We start from the raw sequence: 20,975 nt of genomic DNA, 5'->3' as shown, positions 1-20,975 counted from the left end.
TCCTTATTAAGAAAGTTTTTGCTGAATCATTTTACTGACGATACCGGGGTTGGCCTGTCCTTTGGTCTCTTTCATGACTTGTCCCATGAAGAAGCTGACCAATTTCTTTTTGCCGCCTTTGTACGCTTCAACCTCATTTGGATTATCCGCAAGCACCTTATCTACAGCAGCTTCGAGACTGGAAGAATCCGAATTCTGCTCAAGCCCTTTGTCCTTTACGAATTTAACTGGATCAAGCCCTTCAGTGAAAATTTCGTTGAAAATATCTTTACCTATTTTAATACTGATAACTTGTTTATCAACCAATTCCACAAGCTTAGCCATCATCTCAGGTTTAAACTTGCACTCCGAAACAGATCCGCCTGATTGATTGAGTTCCCTAAGAAACTCACCTTTAATCCAGTTAACAACTTTTAGCGGTTCGTTGTAGGAATCAAGAACAGCTTCAAAATAATCAGCAACATCTTTTTCAGAGGTAAGAAGATCTGCATCCTGTTCGCTCACTTTGAAATCACTTTCAAAACGGGCCTTGCGTTCGGCTGGAAGTTCAGGAAGCGAAGCCTGCCATTCGGCAAGCCATTCATCTGCAATAACCAGCGGAACAAGATCAGGATCAGGGAAATAGCGGTAATCATGAGCATCCGCTTTTCCGCGCATGGAATGAGTGGTTCCCTTGTCCGCATCATAAAGACGTGTTTCTTGAATAATTTTTTCGCCATCTTCAATAAGATCGATCTGACGAGCTACTTCATAATGAATAGCCTTATGAACATTTCTAAACGAGTTGATATTTTTAAGTTCAGCACGGGTGCCGAACTCCTCCTGACCAAATGGACGGACCGAAATATTTACATCACAACGAAATGAACCTTCTTCAAGGTTACCGTCACAAATATCAAGATAAAGCAGAATACTGCGCAATGATTTAAGATAAGCAACAGCTTCTTCAGCGTTACGCATATCCGGTTCGCTGACTATTTCAATAAGCGGAACGCCTGTGCGGTTAAGATCAACAAAACTCGCATTTTCAGCGGCAGAATGAATATTTTTACCTGCATCTTCTTCCATATGAATACGAGTAAGACCAATGCGTTTTTTACAAGGCTCACCGGATTTATCTTCATAAGCAATATCAAGATGTCCATGCTCACATATGGGCAATTCAAACTGTGAAATCTGATACCCTTTTGGAAGATCAGGATAAAAATAGTTTTTACGAGCAAAAATTGATTTCTGATTTACGGTGCAGTTAGTTGCAAGGCCCATTTTGGCTGCGTATTCCATAACTTTTTCATTCAAAACAGGAAGCACACCGGGCATTCCCGAGCAGACTTCACACACGTTCTCATTAGGTTCTTTCCCGAACTCAGTGGAACAACCGCAAAATATTTTTGTTTTAGTCTTAAGCTGAGCATGAACCTCAAGCCCTATAACTGTTTCAAACTGAACCATATATCACTCCTTGCAATTTCATATTACACAGGTGTTAGCCTGATATTATCTTCTTAGTGCCGCCCGGCTGATCAATAAATAAACCGGTACTCTCTTTTTCAAATGATGTGCTGTATATTTAAACTCATTTCCGGTTCCGATATAATAATCGAGCCTTGCTCCGCGTATAGCTTTACCCGCATCCTGAGCAAGACCAAGGCCGTTTACCCTGCGCGAGGGGCTACCTTTTTTCGGAAAAATATCTGTACGGAATGCGACTATTGACCCCAACGGAATAAGCGCGGGATCAGAAGCGAGACTGACCATTGACATCAACGGCTTGCCGTTCGCTCCGAGGGGTTGCCCGCGAGTCAGCTTAAAAAATATATAACTGTTATTTTCCGCCATCAATTCCCACATGCGTTCGGGGTGGCTGAGGAGATAACCTTTAATTTTTTCACGGGAAAGCTGACTCTTCTTGAGAACTCCCTTCTCAAGCATAATTCGACCAAGCCCTTTAAAGGAAAGTCCGTTGGTTCCGCTAAACACGGCGGTTCTCAATCGACCATCAGGCAAGCGAAGCACTCCGCCTCCCTGAACGTGCATATAAAACAAATCTACGGGATCTTTAAGCCACGCAACTTCAAGCCCGCGTCCTGCTAACACTTTATTAACATCGATAGCTCGGCGGGAATGATACGGAAGAATTTTTCCATTTTCAACCCGGTAAGCTTTACGCAATTGCTCAGACCACGGATGAGTCTGTCCCGGACGGGCCTTGCGTAAATCCGGCGGAACTCTATAAACTGGATATTTATACGGCCCTGTTTTGACAAGGCTGGCCTCAATAACAGGAGTATAATACCCTGTCATTTCTGCCCCGGACTGGAGTTCGTACCAGACAAAATATCTTCCAAGCAACTCCGGATTAATGTCTAAACGAGGCAGCAACCGTTCAAGATCTTCAAGAGACTTACGAAGCTGTCCCCATGTAAGACGCAAATCCTTTCTTTTAAGAGCCAGCCCCCCCGAGGGGTTACGACCTGCATATTCAATAGATTTACGAATTTGCGGTCCAAGCTGTCTCCACGAAGAAATAGCCTGAGATTTTATATTAATCCTTCGAGCAGCAATTTCAGAAGATGAAGATGGAAGCATAGAAAATTTCACAGGACCGGAAATTGCTTTTCCTTCTTTAGCTCGCTTGCTTTTCCACGCTTTTGACCGGGCGCTCGAAGAAGTCTTTCTTACACTGGGAATTTTTGTCGCACATCCGCTGATAAATAACGAAAGGAAACAAATACCTAACAACGTTTTAATAAAATAAATTGATTTAAGCATTAATTTTAAGGCTCAATAACAACATCGCTAAATCTGCCGACTCCGTACTCACGCCTGCGCAAAAATTTATCAGCACCGGGGCCGATTATCTGCAATTCGCGATATTGCCTCTGAACATCCTGCGCTATGTGCATTTCCTTAGTACAGCCCGTTGAATAAGTTGCGTCCTTACCAACCCAGACTGTCGGAACCTTTTTACCCATAAGCTCAAAACTTTTTTCAATATCAGCAGAAGTCTGGAATCTCCAGGTTGAAATTAAACCGCTGCGCTGAACTTTTTCCCACATAAACATGAGATCATCAGCATCCATGCCTTCTTCAAAATGTTCCGCAGGATTAATAATATATGTATCTTCCAGTCTATTACGAAGATCGGCAACAAAAGTTTTCAAAAGCTGAATCGCAACGTCAACCTGTCCCGGAATACTGCCGACAATTCCGCTGTAGAACATCACTGCTTTTCTTGCTGACCGGGCTTGCTGCATTTCCGCAATTATCTCATCAGCTTTAGCAGAGATATCCGATTCACTGAACTTATGAGCTGTCGGATATTTAGCTTTAAATTCGAGCTTAAATTTACCGTCAAGATTTCTATGGAAGCACATCACATCCCGTGTGAAACGGTGTGTATTTCTGATCAGTCTACGCCTGTTGGACCAGCCTTTTGCAAGAATAAGATCGGATTCCTTCCAAGCTCTGGCAAAAGTAACACTGCAACGAACCAGATTGAGACGTTCTCTTGTTCCATCTGAAATAATGACAAAAGGATTCTTACGCAGTGTAGACAGAAGATCATTTTTGGAAATTCTGTTCTCTGTTATAAAATAAGCACCTTTAAGGGCCTCAGCAAGAGCCGGATCATTTTCATTATCCCAGAATGTAGGGCTGTCAAAACAAAACCCCTCCTTAAGAGACATGATGACACTATGACCCTGCCTCAAAAGAGATTTAATCATTAACAAGTCCGCCTGCAATCCACCGGACTCGTCTGGTAAAAACAAAATTTTAAGCCCGGATCTACTCTTGCAAAAAATATCTCTAATACCGGAAAAATCAATTTTATCTTTAGAAAAACATGTGGAGTAACGAGAAAAATCGCCGGAAAACAAATCCGAAGACCATATATCAGGAAGTGTTGATAATCTGAAAATCCTTTCAAGTTCGATCATATCAAGCTCAAAGCGCATATCTTCAAGACAGTTACACTGCAATGGCGGATAAGGGCACGATTCCATTGCCCTCTTAAAAAAATCACTTTCAACGTATGCCCGACCTCTGCTGGTCAAAACATTTTTACGGTTACGATAAGGATCATCAAGTCCACTTCGGGAAAGAAAAATTGTAACCATCCCTTTTAGCAGCCGCCAGGGGATAAGGATGGAGGCATCAATGGCCTGCTTAAATTTATGACGGCAGAGATTCAAAATCAATCTGCGCTGATATCTATCGGAAACATGAGTTCTGACCAGCTTGATCAGTGCTTTCCATACATAAATGTATTCCTGCAAAAGATCAGAGGCAAGTCCGGGTGTAACCAGCCGTTTGAACAGCCAGTCTGAACAAGGTGCAAAGACTTGGTTTTCATCAAGCGCAACCATAAAGCGCAACTGTTCCGGAGAAGCGTTTTTAATCGGGTCCATAAAACTTTCCAGATGATTGGCCGTCATAAAATGAAGAAGCCAAGCATCTGAAACCGGATCTTTTCCGTAACGAACATCTTTTATAGATGTAAAATCAAGCAGGACACTCACTGTCTGTTACTCCGAAAAGAAGCCCTTGCTTCTGAGTTTTTCAAAAAAAGTATTGCTGCGGATGCGGGCCAGTAACAAATCATTTTCATGCCTGGTCACAATTACACGGTCGCCGGTATTCAGCGGGTAAGGAACTCTTCCGTCCTCGGTAATGTATACATCCCCGCTCGACTCAGAAACATCTATAGTCATAGGCCGGTCAGCAGGCAGGACCATAGGCCGTATACCATTTAAAAACGGGCATACGGGGGTAACACACATAACCGGCAATTCTGGATGGACAAGCGGTCCGCCGGCGGAGACATTGTATGCGGTGGAACCTGTGGGAGTTGAAATAATCAGCCCGTCAGCACGGATATTTTTAATCCACTGCCCCTTCTGTCCTATATCGAGAGAAATGATACGGGCGACCGCACCCCGGGAAATAACCAGATCATTTACAGCGACGCCTCTGGCTATAATAGAATGGCCGCGCTGTATTTCGTAATGAAACGCAAGTCTTCGAGAAATATCCAGTTTATTACTGAAAAAATTCTCAAGTGCGACTTCCCAGTCATCAGGCAAAACTTCTGCAAGAAAGCCGACTCTGCCATGATTAATACCAAGAACAGGAATTTTCCAGTCTATAACGACTCCGGCAGTACTTATAAAAGTACCATCCCCTCCCAGCACAAGCACAAGAGAGCAATTTTCTCTAAACTCAGCCACCTCAACATGGGCTGGGGGAGCGGGATGTGCAATGATTTGAGAATCCACACCACGCGCAGAAAGCCATCTTGAAATAATTATTCCAAGCTTGGCTGCGGCGCCTCCTCCGGCCTTCGTAACTATAAGTACAAAACCTTTACAGTCGGACATAGACTTCTACCTATTAGAAAGAAGCTTAAGATTCAACCTTAAGCTGTCGTTAAATTTCATCGCATTAACTTAATTAACCTATAAAGAATGGTCGGCTCTATTTTGAAGACATTTTTTTATATTCAACACAAAGACTATTTTCAAAATAGTCATATTGACACCGCTAGCTACGTTAATTATAAATCCGTTTCATTGGCTGAGGTAGTACTTAATATTTTCTCACTTTTTTAAACACTATGTGGATTTTTCATGAAAAAGAGCATTGTAAAGTAATCCGTCTGTTGGACGGCTTGTGTGTCCTCACAGACGGAGGAATCCTGTTTACAGCGGCGGAAGCAGTTTATGCTTCTTCGATTAAAACGTTAACAAGGATATCCAATGACACATTTTAAATATAACAAGTCGACAAAGTATACCGATTTAAAAACGATCTATGCACAATGCAGTGGCCCCGGCGGACTTAAACTTGCTGAGTTTATGGCCGAAAAAATGGGAGTTAGCAAAGGTTCCCGCTTGCTTGATGTAGGTTGTAACCGAGGTTATCAAGCTTGTTTTCTTGCTAAAGAATACGGTTTGTCCATTGTCGGAATTGATCCGTGGAAGGATCGCATGGATGGATTACCCATGTCGGAACACCTGCAACGCAATGCAGAGTTATGGGGTGTCGAAAATTCAGTCTTGGCACAGCAGGCCGGAATGCCTGAGACGAACTTTGCGTCAAATTCATTCGACTATGTATACTCTACAACCGCACTTGAAATGGTGCGGATTCTAATTGGAGAGGAAGGATACCTCAATTGCCTGAAAGAAGCTTTGCGAGTACTTAGACCCGAAGGAATTCTTGCCATAGGCGAGCCTATGCATTTGGACGTACCTCTGCCGCCGGACCTCGAACCATTTGTGTCACAGGACGAATTCTCATGGAAAGAATGTTTCCGTGATATTCATCAAACCTGTGCGGCTATAAAGAGTGCCGGATTTGAAATAATCGAGGCAGATTATGCCCCCGATTCCCAATTATGGTGGAGTGAATATGCTGAATTTGATCCGTTTTGTATCCAAACACCTGACGAGGACCCTAAAACTTTGTCAATCGACAACGGACGCTGGGTCAGTTTCGGCTACATTATAGCTTGCAAAAAGAACTAAAACTTCAATTGTATTGTAATGATTAAAACAACAGCCGCAGCGTTGAACATACTGCGGCTGTTTTTATTTTTTTAACCCGAGATTTCTTATAAATTTACTGCTATATTATACCCCACAATAAACACAAACCCGACCTTACTTTTATAACAATCTGAAATTTAAAACTTATTTAAATATATTTTTTTCATATTTTCACCCTAAAGTATACATAGCAACCTGCCGATAGAGCTAATAAGAAGGAGTACATGCTGTGGCTAACAACCCTGCCGAAATTAGAAATATGCTGCGAACCTATGGTAAGCAGTTGACGAACGCCAAGAGACTGGCCAGATTCAGGCGCGCCCTGAAAATGAGCGAGTCTGTTGACGTTGTCACTATTTCACGGCAGGCAAGGCGCCGCGAGCTGATAGAAAAGATTTCAAGGGAAATTATCGAAAATCTCATTGTCTCGGGTAATGAAAATCCGGTAGTGTCCGATATACTAGAACAGCTGGAGTTGGATTTCGGAGAAAGGTACTTATTTGAGTACCCTCTTGACGGAAGTGATGTTCAAGTGCTCAAGAAAAGCGCTGAAGGCGTTATAGATCTGCCTCCGGAAGAAAAGTCGGTAATTATGAACCGATTGTGGGAAATAACACTGGAAAAGGTTGACCGGACAATGCTCTGATTTACACCATCACCCTTTTTTAACCTATAAATGAACAAACCCTGGTAACCCCGGAGGGGATCATGAAGATCAACCAGTTTAACAACGCCCCCCTCAAGGCCTATTCTGATAACCGGGTAAAGAATCCTGCAGAAAAGGCTCAGTCACAGAGTACAAGCTCTGTGTCCACTCGTGATGTCGTGAATGTCTCGTCGCAGGCAAAGTTACTCGGCACAGCGAGGCAGACTGCTGCAGAAAGTCCCGACATGAGAGAACAGAAGGTCAAAGACTTAAGAGATCAGGTGCGCGCAGGAACATACAAGCCTGACATTCGCAAGACTGCGATGAATCTTGTCCGTGAAGATATAGACTTTTTGCGCTAAAAAAAAGGTGAAACCCATAAAGAGTCTCACCTGTAAATCACATTCTAAACAATTAAACGGGAATAAATTCAACCCGTCAAAATACCCGGCAATGTCCTAATTAGACTCATCATTTGCCGGGCGGTAGTGCGTTGGATATTTTGAATCCACTTGCGGAATTTGCATGCCGCGGCGGGCTTCAGAGTTTATCACAATCGGACCGCCCAAATTAAGAGTTGTTTCGTCAGGTCTTCCCGGAGGAATTGTCACAGTGACCAACACGCCCAGTTGACGAACATTATCTAATCTGAGGATTCGTTTTTCAGCATCACTCAGCTTGACTTCATATTCATCCATAAAACTGTACGGATCGACTACTAACAGACCTAAGTTAGGATCCTCAATACTTTGCAACAACAGAAAAGGAGAATCTTCCCTGATCTGAATCAGAGTAAAATCTCTTTTGTCGTCAAAGCCGATGAGACCTCGGGAAAAGTAAATAATCCCTTCCTCAGTGATCTCTCTTTCGCCAAGCCGAGTCCTGATTATTTTTTTTCTTTCTTTTGCCATAATTCGGTCGCAGCAAAGAGGTCCTGCTGTCTGTTTTCAAGCGCCATACGGTTCTGTTCTTTAATTTTGAGGTAAACCTCTTCCCTATAGACAGTAGTTTCTTGCGGTATTTCGAGGCCCAGCTTAACCTGCCTGCCTTGAACACTTAATACCGTAATTTTTATATTGTCATCCAGGTAAAGAGCTTCGCCCGGTCTCCGAGTCAGAATCAGCATATTCTCTTGTGTGTAAGTAATCCTTTCGGATCGTTTTTGCTTTCAGTAAAAACATTCGCCACTGCGGAGAACATTTTCAACCCACTGAAAAAACTCTTACCGCATCATTGCCATTGCGGGCAAGCAGAATACGGTCCTCAACTGAATAAATACTTATATATAATTTAAAAGATTCATCTTCATAATCATTGAAGAACTCTTCAGCACTGCCTCGTAAACAATTTGCTGCTGTGAAAGCTGAGTCATAAGTTCTCCGACATCAATATCTTCAATATGTGAGATTCTTTCCTTTTCATTCAATTCAAGGCTTGAAAGAACATTATCCGCTACAGCAAGTCTATTCTCCCTGCCCCCGACATCAGCCAGCTTAGTGAGCAGATATTGCTGTGACTTATCAAGACTGGCAAGACATTCCTGAACGCCGGACTGATTATTGGTTTCAAGAAACGCAACCAGATTACCCATTGTTTCAAGTAAATTCTGAGTCGAACTGGCATTACTTCCGGTCAGCATACTGTCATCGTTAAAAACAGTACTGGCCGCAGATTCTCCCGGAGCCTGGTACACTCCACCGAAAAGATCTTTACCAACGTCATTAACTCTTACATATTCATTTTCCTGAATCTGAAAATTTATAGCCGCAGTATCAGGTCTGACAATAAACTGTGAATTAGATTGAAGCTGATTTGTTCCGCCTGCTCCGGCATTTGAATATATTGTCAAGATTCCGCCGGGAATACTCAGAACCGCATTTGAAGCAATTCCGTCCGCCGACTTAACATTACCTTCTACCCAGTTAATACCTCCATCAATACTGTAAGAGTAACTGATATTAGACTGAAGCTGGGCTGCAGAATCAATTCTTACAACAACATCGTTAGTAAAAACACCCTCGGCTTTGGTTCTGCCGCCGGCAAGGGTTGTGTTCATTCCGACAATGTTTACGGCATCTTCATCATCACCCATGTATTGAGCAGTAGGCCTTACCCACATCCATGTTCCAGTTGAATCATTGGTATTTGCGAGGGGATTGGCCCGGACTGTTGTTCCGGTTTCAAGGGACATAGTCACGCCGTCAAAATCCAGCGTATTGGTGCCGGTTGTTAAAGTCTTTGTAGTAAAAGTTTTCCCGCCGTCTTTTGAATAACGATAATCAAGGTCTGCAGCTCCAATATTGCCTGAATCGAGGAACTGAACGACTATAGTTTTATCAGTGTTTCCCTCAATACTGAACTGCTGCGAAGAAACATTAGAATCATTTGTGGTCATCCATAAGGTTTCTTTAAACGCGTTCTGATCAACCTTATGACCAGCGTAAATGCTCTTGCCTTCATATTCAGTATTAGCGAGAGATACAAGTTGCTGAAAAAGCTGGCGGGCTTCATAACTTAACTGTTCTCTGTTATCTGCGGTAATCGTACCGGACGCAGCCTGTTCAGCAATCTCCTTGGCTCTGGTGATAATTGTTGAAGACTGATTCAAAGTGGTATCAGAAAGTGACAACCACCCCTTGGCGGTATCAATATTATTTCGATACTGCTTTACAGTTGCAAGAGTTTCACGGTGGTCAAGAATACGCGCCATGCCCACAGGGTTATCAGAAGGTTTATTAATCTTCTTCTGAGTCTGTGCCTGAATATTGCTTTCTACCAGATCCGTAAGAGATCTGTTCATATTAGACACATAGGTGCCGAAAAGCATTTGTTGCGTAACTCTCATAACCTTTCTCCGTTAACCTTTTTCATTGTTCCTGCGGCCTTAATTTTTCAGCCCGAGTACAGTCTGAAGCATCTGATCAGCGGTTGTGATTAGCTTTGCCGCTGCGGTGTAAGAATGCTGGAACTTAATAAGGTTACTCATTTCTTCATCAATATTCACACCTGAAATTTCTTGCTGCTTCTGATTGAGATCAGAAGCCAGAGTGTTCTGAAAATTAAAATTGAACTTCGCATTACCAGTATCCGCGCCGACAACACTGACAGTAGAATCATAATATTCAATAAGAGTCTGACTGGTCGTCCCGTCAAAAGGAGTCGTAATCGTCACCTTGCCCTGAGCCATCTCTTTGATTTTCAGTGCGGTTGTGTTGTCCCCGGAGTTGGCTTCTCCGGCTCCGTTTACATGCCCGGCATTTATATACCCGACATCTTCACTGACTTTTGCATTCAATGAGAGATCACTTGCACTGGAACCGGAAAAATATGTGTTCAAGCCCAGCCCTGCATAAAGTCCTGATGTATCAGTCCCCATCTGAAACTCATAACCCTGCTTTGCGTTAAGCTGCAGCTTGTGGTTAACAACCGAAGCATTTACATAAGTTCCGAAAGTATCGTTAATGGCAGAGACAACATCATTCATTGAATGCTGGTCTGGGTCGAAATTTTCAATTCCGGGAGGAATTATTCCGCTAAAATCAAGAGGACCGAAAGAAGCAGAAGAAGCAAGCTCACCGGTAGTTGAATCATAGAAATACATCATAGCATTTCCGGATTCCAGTTTATCGGCAAAAGCCAGTCCAGATGAACCGCTGCCGAGAGCAGTATCATCGGTTGTAACAGAGTACGTTCCTTCCATTGAAGTGTGAGCCTTAAGCCCGGACCCCTGTGAATGGATTCTGTTGGTCTGCCAGATCATTTCATTCGCCAGAGCATCCATGCGGGACTTGTATTTGCCTACATGCTCATCTCTGAAAGAGAAATAACCTGTCAAAGTACCGCCGCAGAGTCTTCTATTATCATCCTGACCGGAGAAAGAAGTCTGCGGAGTGATGTTTTCCTTGGTGGAAGTATTCTGTACCCAGTAAAGGGCACTCTTAGGAACAACTGTGAATCTGTCACCCTTAGTAAAATCATTTGCAGGGACCGCACCGGAATCATCAGCGGTTCCGAACCATATTTTCAGATCATCAACCTGTATGGCCTTCTCTTCACCGCGGGCATAGAATGTTCTTGTGTTTCCGTCTGCATCCTTGAGCCATGTATTCCCGCCGTCAAGTGAGACTCTGAACTGTGCAGCTCCGGCACCTGAACCAACGTTCTTGCCTGAATCTACAACATCAAGAGTATATTCAAATTCACTTGAACCATCGAAATAGGCTTGTCCGTCAAAATCAGAATCCGGCTTCAGATTATTCTGACTGCGAGGACCTTCATATGAAAGACTGAAATGTTTGTCGCCATCTACCAAAGTCTGTCCGGCCTTGGTAATGATGGTCATGCTCCCTTTGCCGTTATCAATTGTCTGCGTATCCATTATCTTTGACAGATCGCGAACTAAACGAGCTCTCTCATCGTAAAGAGCATTCGGATTATTCTGACCGTCAACCTGTTCAACATTTATACGCCCATTAATATCCGCAATACGAGTCATCAGATCATTGGCGGAATTTACGTCCTGCCTGATATAATCTTCAACCTGCTCCTGATAGCGAGTCAAATCTCCCTGCATACTGTTCAGGCTGCTGACCATGTTTTTGGAATCATTCAAAAGCTGCTGTCTGGAAGCGGCATCATTCGGACGCTGACCGAGATCCTGCCAGTCATTGAAAAATTTTGTTAAACTGGAGTTAATACCATAACCGCGTGATTCATTAAAAAGACTCTCTACACTGCCAAGGGTATTATACAGAGAATCCCAGCGTTCACGTTGGGAAGATTTATCGTTATAGCTGTTCTCGATAAACTGATCAAAATTACGATAAACTTCAGCAGCTCTGACACCTGTACCGATCTGACCGGGTTTCCAGTTGATGCTGGCATTTTCTTCAAGACGTACGTTACGACGTGAATACCCCTCAGTGTTAACATTCGAAATGTTATCACCGGTAACCTGAATGGCTGACTGGGAGGCAAACAAAGCCCCAGTGCCTAAGTTAAAAAGGGAATTTACGCCGGGCATTACAATCTCCCGTTAATCAGTGTTGCTGGTGGTGCTACGTTCTGGTATCTCCCGCGAGCGGAGTAAACATTATGATTCTTAGGTGTTATTTCGCGATGCAAAAAATCAAGCATTGAAGAGGACTGATCCAGCAAGGCCTGTGCAAGCTGCTGATTCTTAGTAGCCTGAACCGCGCATTCCTGTTCACGAGTATCCATCATGGCAAGCAGATTCTCAATTTTCTCTCTCTGCTCATCAGCAAGTGCCGGCAAAATTTCTTTCATTCTCTTCGCAGCAGGGTCAACTTTTTGAACTAAGCCTCTAAGGGACATACGTTCAGAGGCAATCTGGCGCATAAGCTCCTGAATTACCATCTCAACTCTAGTCACTCCATGAGGATCTTTGTTCATAAGTAAGGAAAATTCTTCCTTAAGGAGCATGAAAAGCAACAATACAGCCTTTGACTGCCTGTTAATATTTTCCTGTATGAGTCTAATCATTTCATCTCCCCTAACTGCTAAGCAACTATTTTAATTGAGATTAGTAAAATTTCTTTTTAATATACAAATCCTGTACTTATATACCAGCAAGTTTCCTGCCAATTTCGTCAGCAGTGACTCCCTTTCCATAAACTTTCTTGTCATGTTCCATCTCAATTCTTCGAGCCAAATTTTCAATCCTGGCCATTGCTTCCGGTCTGCTCAAAAAAGAAACATCTTTCACAGCGGACTTTTCAGTTCCGGACTCAGTCTCTTCATTTATAGCTTCCATTTCACGAGACAGCTTTCTTTCAACCTGATGAGCAAAAGGAAAATCGGAGTCATCCAGAGCAATCCCCGGCTTAGGAAGTGGAATCCCCGGAATACCGTTAGCCCCGATATTTTCATTCTTTTTAAGATGATCACCTTCCCTTGAACCTTTGCGTCCTACTTCATCAAGAGTCTTAAGTCCTGTAGAGTTTCCGGTTCCGGGAAGAGTCGCTTTGCTGGCGTTATCAAGCTTTGACCTGAGCTGCTGATAAAGCATGTCTCCGAGTCCGATTCCGCCGCCATCAGCAAGCTTTTCCGAAAAGTCCTTATCAAACATTGAAGTATACTGGTCTTCATACCGATTGCTCAGATAACCGGACTTCTCAACGCCCTTACGCATCTGCTTCCAGATTTTACCCATAAAGACAGCTTCAAACTTCTTACAAGCGGTACGGAGGCCTTCTTCGACATCTTTGCCGCCTGAGATTTTATCATTGAGAGAATTCAATTGATTCTTAAAACCAAGCAGTTCCTGACCTTCGGCACTTGCTTTTGCTGTAGCAGCATCATGTCCGGTGATAATCATGTTATATGACCTCCAGTTCTGCGTGCAGTGCTCCGGCAACCTTCATTGTCCTGAGAATGGATATGAGGTCACGCGGGGTTGCGCCGATAGCATTTAATCCGTCAACCAGTTCCTGCAAAGTGGCACCTTCAACAAGCATCAGCCTGTTATTATCTTCTTCAACCTGTAAGTCTGTTTCAGGGGTAGTGACTGTTTGAGCACCTTCAGGAGCAAACGGACCGGGCTGGCTGACATCTGCGCCTTCAGCAATGATCACCTGCAAGTTTCCGTGAGCGATTGCGACCTTGGTCAGGCGTACGTTACGTCCGAGAACAACTGTGCCTGTCTTTTCATCAACCACGACTTTCGCTTTTACATCCGGGCTGATTTCAAGATTCTCAAGGGAAGCCATCAAAGGAACCATATTTCCTCTGAAATTATCAGGGATGGCAAGATCTACAGTTGAAGCATCAACTGCTGTAGCGTATTTCCCGCCGATAGCAGTATTTATCCTTTTAACAACTTGCATGATGGTTCCGAAATCTGACATACCGAGATTGATGGTAATCTTTCTCTGCTTATTAAAGGCAAAAGAAACTGATCTTTCAATTGTTGCTCCGTTAGGAATCCGGGCAACAGTGACTACGTTCTTCGAAGCAGTTGCGGCTTCACCGGTGGCCGAAAAACCACCTACAGTAAGCGCTCCTTGTGCCAAGGCATAAACATTTCCGTCTATACCTTTAAGAGGTGTAAGCAGCAGCACTCCGCCGAAAAGACTTTTAGAGTCACCGATGGATGAAATTGTTACATCAAGCGGTGCGCCGGGCTTAGCAGATACCGGCATTTTAGCAGTTACCATTACCGCCGCAACGTTCTTGGGCTTGATGGAGCTGCGATCAACCTGCACACCCATTTTTTCGAGCATGTTCATCATGGAGGTAATCGTGAAAGCCGAATTCGTTCCGTCACCGGTGCCCGAAAGACCGACAACAAGACCGTATCCGACCAGAGCATTGTCACGCACACCACTGAAAGAAGAAATATCCTTCAAACGGACAGCTTCTACCGGCTGTGCGTGCATAAATATGACGAACAAAAGCAGTATGGTTGCCGTAAACCCTGCTGATATATTGTTCATCCTATTACCACGTTTCATCTTATCCTCCGGTTTGGTCAACTTTGACTCGAAATTAAACTGCTGAAAATATTATGCTGACTAGAAAGGCCATACGTTATCAAGAATTCTTGAGAGCCATCCGGGTCTCTGCTTATCTGCAAGAATGCCGCGTCCGTAGACTTCAATCTGAGCATCTGCAAGATAACTGGACTGCACAGTGTTGCTGGGGCCGATATCTCTCTGTCTGAGCAGACCGCGAACAACCAGAACCTGTGTTTCTTCATTAATTCTGACCTGCCTTGCACCTTCAACCTGCATGACATTGCCGGGAAGAATTCTAACTATCCGGCAGGCAACAGAAGCTGTGAGAGTCGACTCATTCTTTGTTTCGCCGGTACTTTTAAATTTGTTGGAAGTATCAGAGCCGATAAGCGGAGTATCTCCGGCATTTCCCTTAAGGTTGAAAGCATCTACTACAGCTAAAGGACCCCCGTAGAAATTCGAGACGCTCATACCTGTTTTATTTTCACGCTCAGCTTTTGAATTCGAAGTATGCTTGCCCTTGCTGATTTCAGTAACAGTCACAACAACTATATCGCCGATTCTGCGAGCTCTGTTGTCATCAAAAAGATATTCTGAATTTGAAGGTAAAAAGAGAGATCCCGGATTATTCAACGCTTCCGGTTCGTAAGACACTGGCGGAGTCATAACCGGCATAGGTGTTGGGGTCTGCTTGGCAGGTGTGCATCCGGCACTAAGGATTATTAATAGCGAAACTGCCAATACTGATTTTTTCATTTTTCCTTCCTCCGCGGTTACTTACCTGACTGAAACAGTCTGAGCGTTGAGAACTTTAGCAATAACTTTTCTTTTAGTTTGCAAGTTGCGTACCGTTATGGTCTGCCCAACGCCTCCGTCCTCTAATGACTCGACGGGAGTAGTCAAACGCAGGTGAGCACTTTGAAAAACTAAGGAGACTTTATCCCCGCGTGCAATGACCGGAGCAGGCTCAATGGAGGACTTCATAATAGGCTGTCCGGTTCCGACAGGAACCCTGACTCTCCAAGGACCGCCTTTGCCATCCCAAGCCCTGTCACCCATATGAGCCATATTTTGATTTTTCCAAGTAATCAGGTCTGGTGTAAGTATTTCCTTGCGATTCAGGGGGCGAACCGGACAAGGAACAGGCTTCCAAAGATCCATAAACACACTACCGGACAAATTACGCAAAACCTGTCCGTCGACGCTGACTATTTCCATTCTGAAAGAATTATTTCCAGGCTTCAAATTCTGCGGCAGTTGAACTTTCAAACTGTCCATTACATCAGAATAAAAAAGATGATCCGGCAGTTTGAAATCTCTGAACTTGTAATTACCATCCAAAGCTCTGGCACGAGGAGTCAAGACTTTGACAACCACTCGTTGAAGCTCTGCTCCGCTCATAACCTTACCGCCGGATTGAATAGTCAAAGTGGCAGGAAGTACGCAATTTGAGATCATATCACCGAGATAGTGCTTTAAGATGACTTTAAGTTTCGTGCGGTTAACACTTATGGGTTTGCGACCTCTGGGCGGCGCATTCCATAACTCTACTTGTGAGAGATCTCTCTTCGTTTCAGCCGGAAGATTGCCATAAAAATCAGCAACATCTCCAAGCCTGACTCTCGCATCGTTAACAGTTGCAGCAGACTTGATGACTATACGCCAATCATTATTTTCCTTTGTTGCCGCATCAGCAGAAGTAACAGCAAGAACAGCTATAGCTGCTATTACCAGAAACATTACTGATGCCCTGCTAAGGTTTATATATCTTTCTGCAAACGTCATAAGTACCACCCTGTTCCGAGCAGGAGAAATCAAGTAATCCCGCCGAATGACGACATTACCCTTCACCCGGTTTATCTTTTCACATTAATTGCGGTCTGAAGCATAGAATCTGAAGTTGTTAGAACTTTGGAGTTGGTTTCATAAGCTCTCTGTCCGACAATAAGTCCTACCATTTCATCTACCAACTCCACGTTTGAACCTTCAAGATACCCCTGAGAGATGGTTCCGAACCTGTCATCTCCGGGCACTCCTTCTACCGGCGCACCGGAAGCTTCAGTTGTCACATAGAGATTTTTACCGACAGCATTAAGTCCGGCTTCATTGATAAAATCATAAATAGGAATATCAACTGCCGCCAATTCAATACCGTTCTTATCAAGAGCTGCCATATGGCCTTTTTCAGAGACAACAACGTTAACAGCTTCAGGAGGAACAACAAATTCAGGCTGTAGTGCATATCCGTTAGAGGTTACGACACGCCCTTCATTATCAAGTTTAAATGCTCCGGCACGGGTATAACCGTCTTCGCCATTATGATCGATACGGAAAAAACCGCGTCCTTCAATTGCCATATCCAGCGGGTTTCCGGTATTTTCAAAAGAACCCTGACTGAAAAATTTATGGATACTTACTTCCTTAACACCCATACCAATCTGCATACCTGTAGGAAGCCTGTTGCCACCCTGAACCTGAGTCCCGGCAATTTGCATGGTCTGGTACATCAAATCCTCAAACTCAACCCTGCTTTTCTTGAAACCCTGAGTATTTACGTTGGCAAGGTTATTCGAAAGAACATCAATATGAGTCTGCTGTGCAACCATTCCTGTTGCAGCTGTCCAAAGAGAACGCATCATAACTCTATCCCCCTATGTTACATTGCTGTCTGACCGACTTGCTGAATAACTTTCTTGTCAAGTTCATCAGTGCCGGAAATCATTTTCTGATACATTTCGAAGCTGCGCTGACATTCGATCATAGAGACCATTTCAGTTACAACTTCAACATTGGATTTTTCAATAAACCCTTGAAGAATATCTCCGGTTCCAGGAAGAACCTCTCCGCCGATTGTATATAAATTTTCGCCCTCTTTCTTTACGGTTCGAGGGTCTACAGCCTCAACAAAATCAAGCTGCGCAAGCTCCTCCCCGTTCGCCCGGATAACTCCGGTTCCATCAACTGTAACTTCAGCCCTTGGAGGGATCGCCACAACACCCCCGGAAGCCATCACAGGATAACCCTGCTCAGTCATCAGGTTTCCTTCAGGAGAGAGAGTAAACACCCCGTTACGAGTGTAGAACTCGCCTCCGTCCTTCTGAACTTTGAAAAATCCGTCACCCCTGATAGCAAAATCAAGTGAGTTACCGGTTTTTTGAAAAGAGCCTTGAGACATATCTATGACCTCTTCAGACAACCTTGGTCGGGCCATTATTTTAGGCTCCGGAAACATGTTTTTGTCCCGTATGAACGGCTTTGCATCCACAACGTAATCGTGAGCAAATTTAACAAAGGTGTCTTCGAAAGCGCAGGTGTCCCGTTTAAAGCCTGTAGTATTCACGTTCGCCAAATTATTGGCGCTGATATTAACCCTGTGTTCGTTGGACATGGCCCCAAAAAGGGCACTAAATGTACTGGTTTGCATATCTTTTCTCCTAAAAAAGGCGATTGCTTGCAACTGTACTTGCAAACAGCAGGCCAATATGAACAAAAGATAAAAATCAAATAATGAGGTATGAAGAGTGAGAAGAATAATTTTGAATAAAAAAAATCCCGGTTGAGTGTTAACTCAACCGGGACAGTTCAAAACATGTTTATGGGGATATAATCAGGCCGTATAATGAATAACAACCCCGACAGATGATTCTGGGAAAACAGCCTGAGTTGCGTCCACGCCCTCAAAACCCTGTGTCGCATCCAAAACTTCGAAGGCCATGGTGGCATCAGCACTTCTTACACCTTGAGTCGCCGGTAAAATTTGAACATGACCTGCCGGCCCTGCTATTACTGCACCGGGACCACCCGCGGAAAAAGACCCGGCTGGTCCGGCTGTGATGTGCCCTGCTGGCCCTGCTATAATATTATCTGTAAGAATAGGCATAATTCACCCGCTTTTTATTTACGTATATCTACCTATAAAATAACACATGATCCGAACATGTCAAATCATCAAGCTAGTCTTAAAATATTGATAAATTCCCTACAATTTACAATTGCGAATATGATTTGCTGTAAGCCTATCTTATATGGTATTAATTCTACAAGATACCCGGACTGAGTAAAAAGACTCTCCTACAGTACCAAAAGCCTCTCAGCTTAAAAAATCACAAGGCTTGACATTGCAAATCGATACGCCTAAGTTGCTGTCCTCGGTGCGGGTGTATCTCAGAGTTTGTTATTTGGTGAGCAATATACTTCTTAAAAGAAGCTTGGCACACCTATTCACTCCGCATCAGGCCTCATACTGTAACCTTTTTGTTGGGTTTAAGATGCTGAGGTGGGCCTTTTTCGGGTCCACTTTTTTTATTTTGGTCGCCAAGCGACAATAAAAACGGGGATTATCGTGGAGCAAGGCTCATTAGCCAAGAAAATAAGTGATTTCGTGGAACCTGCACTCGGTGCCATGGGACTTTCACTTTGGGGTGTTGAAGTGACCTCCGCAAACCGTCCGACCGTAATCATTTATATTGAGAACGAGTCGGGTGTCAGCATTGATCAGTGCGCCAAGGTGAGCAGAGAAATAGGACTTATGCTTGAAGTTGAAGAAGTTATCGACAACGCATACGTTTTAGAGGTTTCCTCTCCGGGATTAGAACGCAAATTTTTCAAACCTGAACAGGTTGCAGCCAACATCGGTAAAAAATTGGAAGTTGCGCTCATCATGTCATTTGAAGAGCGTAAAAACTTTCGCGGAATTTTAATCGAAACCGACGATGAAGGTTTAGTGCTCCAGCTTGCAGATCAGGAAGAGCCTGTCAAACTGGAATGGGACAGAATTAGAAAAGCAAAACTCATTCACGAGTTTAAATAATACAAATCAGGCAATTATTTGGCTTGCCGGTACGCGTTATATGCCTTGAACAATGTACCGAAGCGGAGGAGCGACATGGGATCTGAACTGAAAAAAGCGATCGATCAAATCAGCAAAGACCGTGGGATCGACAGAGATCTTCTGGTAGATACACTTGAAGAAGCAGTTCGTTCTTCTGTGGCTCGCAAATATGGCGACGCCATGGATATCGAAGTCAACTATAATGAAGATATCGGTGAAATTGAAGTTTACCAGTTTAAAGTAGTTGCTGAAGAAGTAACTGACGAGATAAGCGAAATCGTCCTTTCAGAAGCTAAAGAACATGATCCGAATGTTCAGGTCGACGACGAAATGGGCTTTAAGCTCAAAATCGAAGATCTTGGAAGAATCGCAGCTCAATCCGCAAAGCAGGTAATTATTCAGCGCATGCGTGATGCTGAACAGGAAATTATCTACGATGAATATAAAACCCGCAAAAACGAAATCGTCAGCGGTATTATTCAGCGCAGAGACCGTTCCGGTTGGATTATCAACTTGGGACGCACTGAAGCAGTTCTACCTAAAAACGAGCAGATTCCCCGCGAAAGATACAAACGCGGAGACAGAGTTCAGGCTTTCCTCATTGATGTACAGAAAGAAGCACGCGGACCTCAGATAACTGTGTCCCGTTCTCACCCTGATTACATGACCGCACTTTTCAAGAGAGAAGTTCCTGAAGTTGACGATGATACAGTAAAAATTATGGGTGTAGCCCGTGATCCAGGTCTCCGGGCCAAAGTTGCTGTTAACTCACTGGACAGAGATGTTGATCCTGTAGGAGCTTGCGTAGGTATTCGCGGTTCCCGCATCCAGAACATAGTTCAGGAACTCCGTGGTGAAAGAATTGATATCGTAGTCTGGAGTCAGGACATTGCTGTCTATGCCCAGAATGCACTTTCACCTGCTATTATTTCCAGAATTGCCGTTGATGATGATGAAAAAATTCTTGAAGTGGTTGTTCCTGACGACCAGCTTACTGTTGCAATTGGTCGCAAAGGACAAAACGTTAAGCTGGCATCAAGACTGCTCGGTTGGAAAATTGATATATTCACCGAGAGCCGCTACGGCGAAATGAACGCAGCAAGCAAAGGAATGGACCAGCTTGCAAGCGTTGCTGAAATAAGCCTTGATAATTTCATTTCAGCCGGTTTCGAGACCGTCAATCAGATTGCCAGAGCTTCTGAAGAAATTCTCATGACAATTGAGAATATGACTCCTTCAAAAGTAGCCGATATCAAATCAGCAATTAAGCTGCTTGGCATGGGTGAAGATGAAGAATCTTACATGGAAGAATCTTTGAGAATCAAACAAGCATCTCTGGAAGAAGCTGAGGGAAAAGCAAATGTTCCCGAAGAAGAAAACGAAGATGCCTCAGTTGTAGAAACTGAAACTGAAGAAAGTAAATCCGAAGAAAACCAAACTTCGGAAACTGATAAAGAAATAAGCGAGTAGTA

General features: G+C 43.7%; 21 protein-coding genes. 5 read left to right on the top strand and 16 right to left on the bottom strand.

From position 1 onward, the window contains the following. Positions 1 to 6: 6 nt before the first annotated feature. The 4 genes from gatB to JEY82_RS13535 are packed head-to-tail and all read right to left on the bottom strand — an operon-like array spanning position 7 to position 5,381. Complete coding sequence (gatB, locus tag JEY82_RS13550; protein ID WP_304086326.1) at positions 7 to 1,452, bottom strand: Asp-tRNA(Asn)/Glu-tRNA(Gln) amidotransferase subunit GatB; 1,446 nt, start codon at positions 1,450 to 1,452, stop codon at positions 7 to 9. A 45-nt stretch (positions 1,453 to 1,497) separates the two neighbouring features. Beyond that, complete coding sequence (locus tag JEY82_RS13545; RefSeq protein WP_304086323.1) at positions 1,498 to 2,772, bottom strand: MltA domain-containing protein; 1,275 nt, start codon at positions 2,770 to 2,772, stop codon at positions 1,498 to 1,500. A 5-nt stretch (positions 2,773 to 2,777) separates the two neighbouring features. Continuing rightward, the gene (locus tag JEY82_RS13540; RefSeq protein ID WP_304086321.1) at positions 2,778 to 4,523 is read right to left on the bottom strand and encodes a hypothetical protein; all 1,746 of its coding nucleotides are present in this window, start codon (positions 4,521 to 4,523) and stop codon (positions 2,778 to 2,780) included. 6 nt (positions 4,524 to 4,529) lie between these two features. Continuing rightward, a complete protein-coding gene (locus JEY82_RS13535) occupies positions 4,530 to 5,381 on the bottom strand; it encodes an NAD(+)/NADH kinase (protein WP_304086318.1) in 852 nt (283 codons plus the stop codon). Between the two features lie 378 nt (positions 5,382 to 5,759). Here JEY82_RS13535 and JEY82_RS13530 point away from each other — a divergent pair, with 378 nt between their 5' ends. From JEY82_RS13530 to flgM, 3 genes are all read left to right on the top strand, one after another. Continuing rightward, a complete protein-coding gene (locus tag JEY82_RS13530) occupies positions 5,760 to 6,530 on the top strand; it encodes a cyclopropane-fatty-acyl-phospholipid synthase family protein (protein ID WP_304086315.1) in 771 nt (256 codons plus the stop codon). 250 nt (positions 6,531 to 6,780) lie between these two features. Beyond that, positions 6,781 to 7,197: a DVU0524 family FlgM-associated protein gene (locus tag JEY82_RS13525; protein WP_304086312.1), complete on the top strand. Its 417-nt coding sequence runs from the start codon at positions 6,781 to 6,783 to the stop codon at positions 7,195 to 7,197. A 62-nt stretch (positions 7,198 to 7,259) separates the two neighbouring features. Further along, positions 7,260 to 7,559 carry a flagellar biosynthesis anti-sigma factor FlgM gene (gene flgM, locus JEY82_RS13520; RefSeq protein ID WP_304086309.1) on the top strand — a complete coding sequence of 100 codons (300 nt, stop codon included), beginning with the start codon at positions 7,260 to 7,262 and terminating at the stop codon, positions 7,557 to 7,559. Positions 7,560 to 7,655: 96 nt separating this feature from the next. Here flgM and fliW read toward each other — a convergent pair whose 3' ends face one another. The 12 genes from fliW to JEY82_RS13460 form a co-directional block, all read right to left on the bottom strand. Next, entirely contained in the window at positions 7,656 to 8,108 is a 453-nt protein-coding gene (fliW, locus tag JEY82_RS13515; protein ID WP_304086306.1) for a flagellar assembly protein FliW, read from the bottom strand. Continuing rightward, a complete protein-coding gene (gene csrA, locus JEY82_RS13510; protein ID WP_031482008.1) occupies positions 8,084 to 8,323 on the bottom strand; it encodes a carbon storage regulator CsrA in 240 nt (79 codons plus the stop codon). Before csrA ends, fliW begins: the two co-directional genes overlap by 25 nt. A gap of 153 nt (positions 8,324 to 8,476) precedes the next feature. Then, positions 8,477 to 10,042 (bottom strand): flagellar hook-associated protein FlgL, encoded by a 1,566-nt coding sequence (gene flgL, locus JEY82_RS13505; protein ID WP_304086300.1) that lies wholly within the window; start codon positions 10,040 to 10,042, stop codon positions 8,477 to 8,479. A 39-nt stretch (positions 10,043 to 10,081) separates the two neighbouring features. Beyond that, the gene (gene flgK / locus JEY82_RS13500) at positions 10,082 to 12,220 is read right to left on the bottom strand and encodes a flagellar hook-associated protein FlgK (RefSeq protein ID WP_304086298.1); all 2,139 of its coding nucleotides are present in this window, start codon (positions 12,218 to 12,220) and stop codon (positions 10,082 to 10,084) included. Continuing rightward, entirely contained in the window at positions 12,220 to 12,699 is a 480-nt protein-coding gene (gene flgN, locus JEY82_RS13495) for a flagellar export chaperone FlgN (RefSeq protein WP_304086296.1), read from the bottom strand. Before flgN ends, flgK begins: the two co-directional genes overlap by 1 nt. Before the next feature lie 76 nt (positions 12,700 to 12,775). Then, positions 12,776 to 13,534: a rod-binding protein gene (locus JEY82_RS13490; protein WP_304086294.1), complete on the bottom strand. Its 759-nt coding sequence runs from the start codon at positions 13,532 to 13,534 to the stop codon at positions 12,776 to 12,778. A gap of 1 nt (position 13,535) precedes the next feature. After that, a complete protein-coding gene (locus JEY82_RS13485) occupies positions 13,536 to 14,669 on the bottom strand; it encodes a flagellar basal body P-ring protein FlgI (RefSeq protein ID WP_304086291.1) in 1,134 nt (377 codons plus the stop codon). Positions 14,670 to 14,729: 60 nt separating this feature from the next. Continuing rightward, on the bottom strand, positions 14,730 to 15,428 hold the full coding sequence (locus JEY82_RS13480; protein WP_304086288.1) for a flagellar basal body L-ring protein FlgH: 699 nt from the start codon (positions 15,426 to 15,428) through the stop codon (positions 14,730 to 14,732). 21 nt (positions 15,429 to 15,449) lie between these two features. After that, complete coding sequence (gene flgA / locus JEY82_RS13475) at positions 15,450 to 16,457, bottom strand: flagellar basal body P-ring formation chaperone FlgA (RefSeq protein WP_304086285.1); 1,008 nt, start codon at positions 16,455 to 16,457, stop codon at positions 15,450 to 15,452. Positions 16,458 to 16,528: 71 nt separating this feature from the next. Continuing rightward, complete coding sequence (gene flgG / locus JEY82_RS13470) at positions 16,529 to 17,311, bottom strand: flagellar basal-body rod protein FlgG (RefSeq protein WP_304086284.1); 783 nt, start codon at positions 17,309 to 17,311, stop codon at positions 16,529 to 16,531. A gap of 17 nt (positions 17,312 to 17,328) precedes the next feature. Beyond that, positions 17,329 to 18,096, bottom strand: a complete 768-nt coding sequence (flgF, locus tag JEY82_RS13465) for a flagellar basal-body rod protein FlgF (protein WP_304086282.1) — start codon at positions 18,094 to 18,096, stop codon at positions 17,329 to 17,331. 183 nt (positions 18,097 to 18,279) lie between these two features. Further along, complete coding sequence (locus tag JEY82_RS13460) at positions 18,280 to 18,552, bottom strand: hypothetical protein (protein WP_304086279.1); 273 nt, start codon at positions 18,550 to 18,552, stop codon at positions 18,280 to 18,282. A gap of 462 nt (positions 18,553 to 19,014) precedes the next feature. On the opposite strand from JEY82_RS13460, the gene rimP reads away from it, so the two are divergent. Beyond that, positions 19,015 to 19,482 carry a ribosome maturation factor RimP gene (gene rimP / locus JEY82_RS13455; RefSeq protein ID WP_092162116.1) on the top strand — a complete coding sequence of 156 codons (468 nt, stop codon included), beginning with the start codon at positions 19,015 to 19,017 and terminating at the stop codon, positions 19,480 to 19,482. A gap of 75 nt (positions 19,483 to 19,557) precedes the next feature. Beyond that, a complete protein-coding gene (gene nusA / locus JEY82_RS13450; protein ID WP_304086275.1) occupies positions 19,558 to 20,973 on the top strand; it encodes a transcription termination factor NusA in 1,416 nt (471 codons plus the stop codon). Positions 20,974 to 20,975 lie beyond the last annotated feature (2 nt).

The sequence above is a fragment of the Maridesulfovibrio ferrireducens genome, assembly GCF_016342405.1.
Classification (GTDB): domain Bacteria; phylum Desulfobacterota; class Desulfovibrionia; order Desulfovibrionales; family Desulfovibrionaceae; genus Maridesulfovibrio; species Maridesulfovibrio ferrireducens_A.
The sequence above is the reverse complement of the archived record's forward strand: the minus strand, read 5'-3'. Positions and strand labels throughout refer to the sequence as shown.

Coding starts and splice junctions, on each gene's coding strand:
- gatB (WP_304086326.1), bottom strand. CDS start 1,452: ATGGTTCAGTTTGAAACAGTTATAGGGCTTGAGGTTCATGCTCAGCTT.
- JEY82_RS13545 (WP_304086323.1), bottom strand. CDS start 2,772: ATGCTTAAATCAATTTATTTTATTAAAACGTTGTTAGGTATTTGTTTC.
- JEY82_RS13535 (WP_304086318.1), bottom strand. CDS start 5,381: ATGTCCGACTGTAAAGGTTTTGTACTTATAGTTACGAAGGCCGGAGGA.
- JEY82_RS13530 (WP_304086315.1), top strand. CDS start 5,760: ATGACACATTTTAAATATAACAAGTCGACAAAGTATACCGATTTAAAA.
- flgM (WP_304086309.1), top strand. CDS start 7,260: ATGAAGATCAACCAGTTTAACAACGCCCCCCTCAAGGCCTATTCTGAT.
- fliW (WP_304086306.1), bottom strand. CDS start 8,108: ATGGCAAAAGAAAGAAAAAAAATAATCAGGACTCGGCTTGGCGAAAGA.
- csrA (WP_031482008.1), bottom strand. CDS start 8,323: ATGCTGATTCTGACTCGGAGACCGGGCGAAGCTCTTTACCTGGATGAC.
- flgL (WP_304086300.1), bottom strand. CDS start 10,042: ATGAGAGTTACGCAACAAATGCTTTTCGGCACCTATGTGTCTAATATG.
- flgK (WP_304086298.1), bottom strand. CDS start 12,220: ATGCCCGGCGTAAATTCCCTTTTTAACTTAGGCACTGGGGCTTTGTTT.
- flgN (WP_304086296.1), bottom strand. CDS start 12,699: ATGATTAGACTCATACAGGAAAATATTAACAGGCAGTCAAAGGCTGTA.
- JEY82_RS13490 (WP_304086294.1), bottom strand. CDS start 13,534: ATGATTATCACCGGACATGATGCTGCTACAGCAAAAGCAAGTGCCGAA.
- JEY82_RS13485 (WP_304086291.1), bottom strand. CDS start 14,669: ATGAAACGTGGTAATAGGATGAACAATATATCAGCAGGGTTTACGGCA.
- JEY82_RS13480 (WP_304086288.1), bottom strand. CDS start 15,428: ATGAAAAAATCAGTATTGGCAGTTTCGCTATTAATAATCCTTAGTGCC.
- flgA (WP_304086285.1), bottom strand. CDS start 16,457: ATGACGTTTGCAGAAAGATATATAAACCTTAGCAGGGCATCAGTAATG.
- flgG (WP_304086284.1), bottom strand. CDS start 17,311: ATGATGCGTTCTCTTTGGACAGCTGCAACAGGAATGGTTGCACAGCAG.
- flgF (WP_304086282.1), bottom strand. CDS start 18,096: ATGCAAACCAGTACATTTAGTGCCCTTTTTGGGGCCATGTCCAACGAA.
- JEY82_RS13460 (WP_304086279.1), bottom strand. CDS start 18,552: ATGCCTATTCTTACAGATAATATTATAGCAGGGCCAGCAGGGCACATC.
- nusA (WP_304086275.1), top strand. CDS start 19,558: ATGGGATCTGAACTGAAAAAAGCGATCGATCAAATCAGCAAAGACCGT.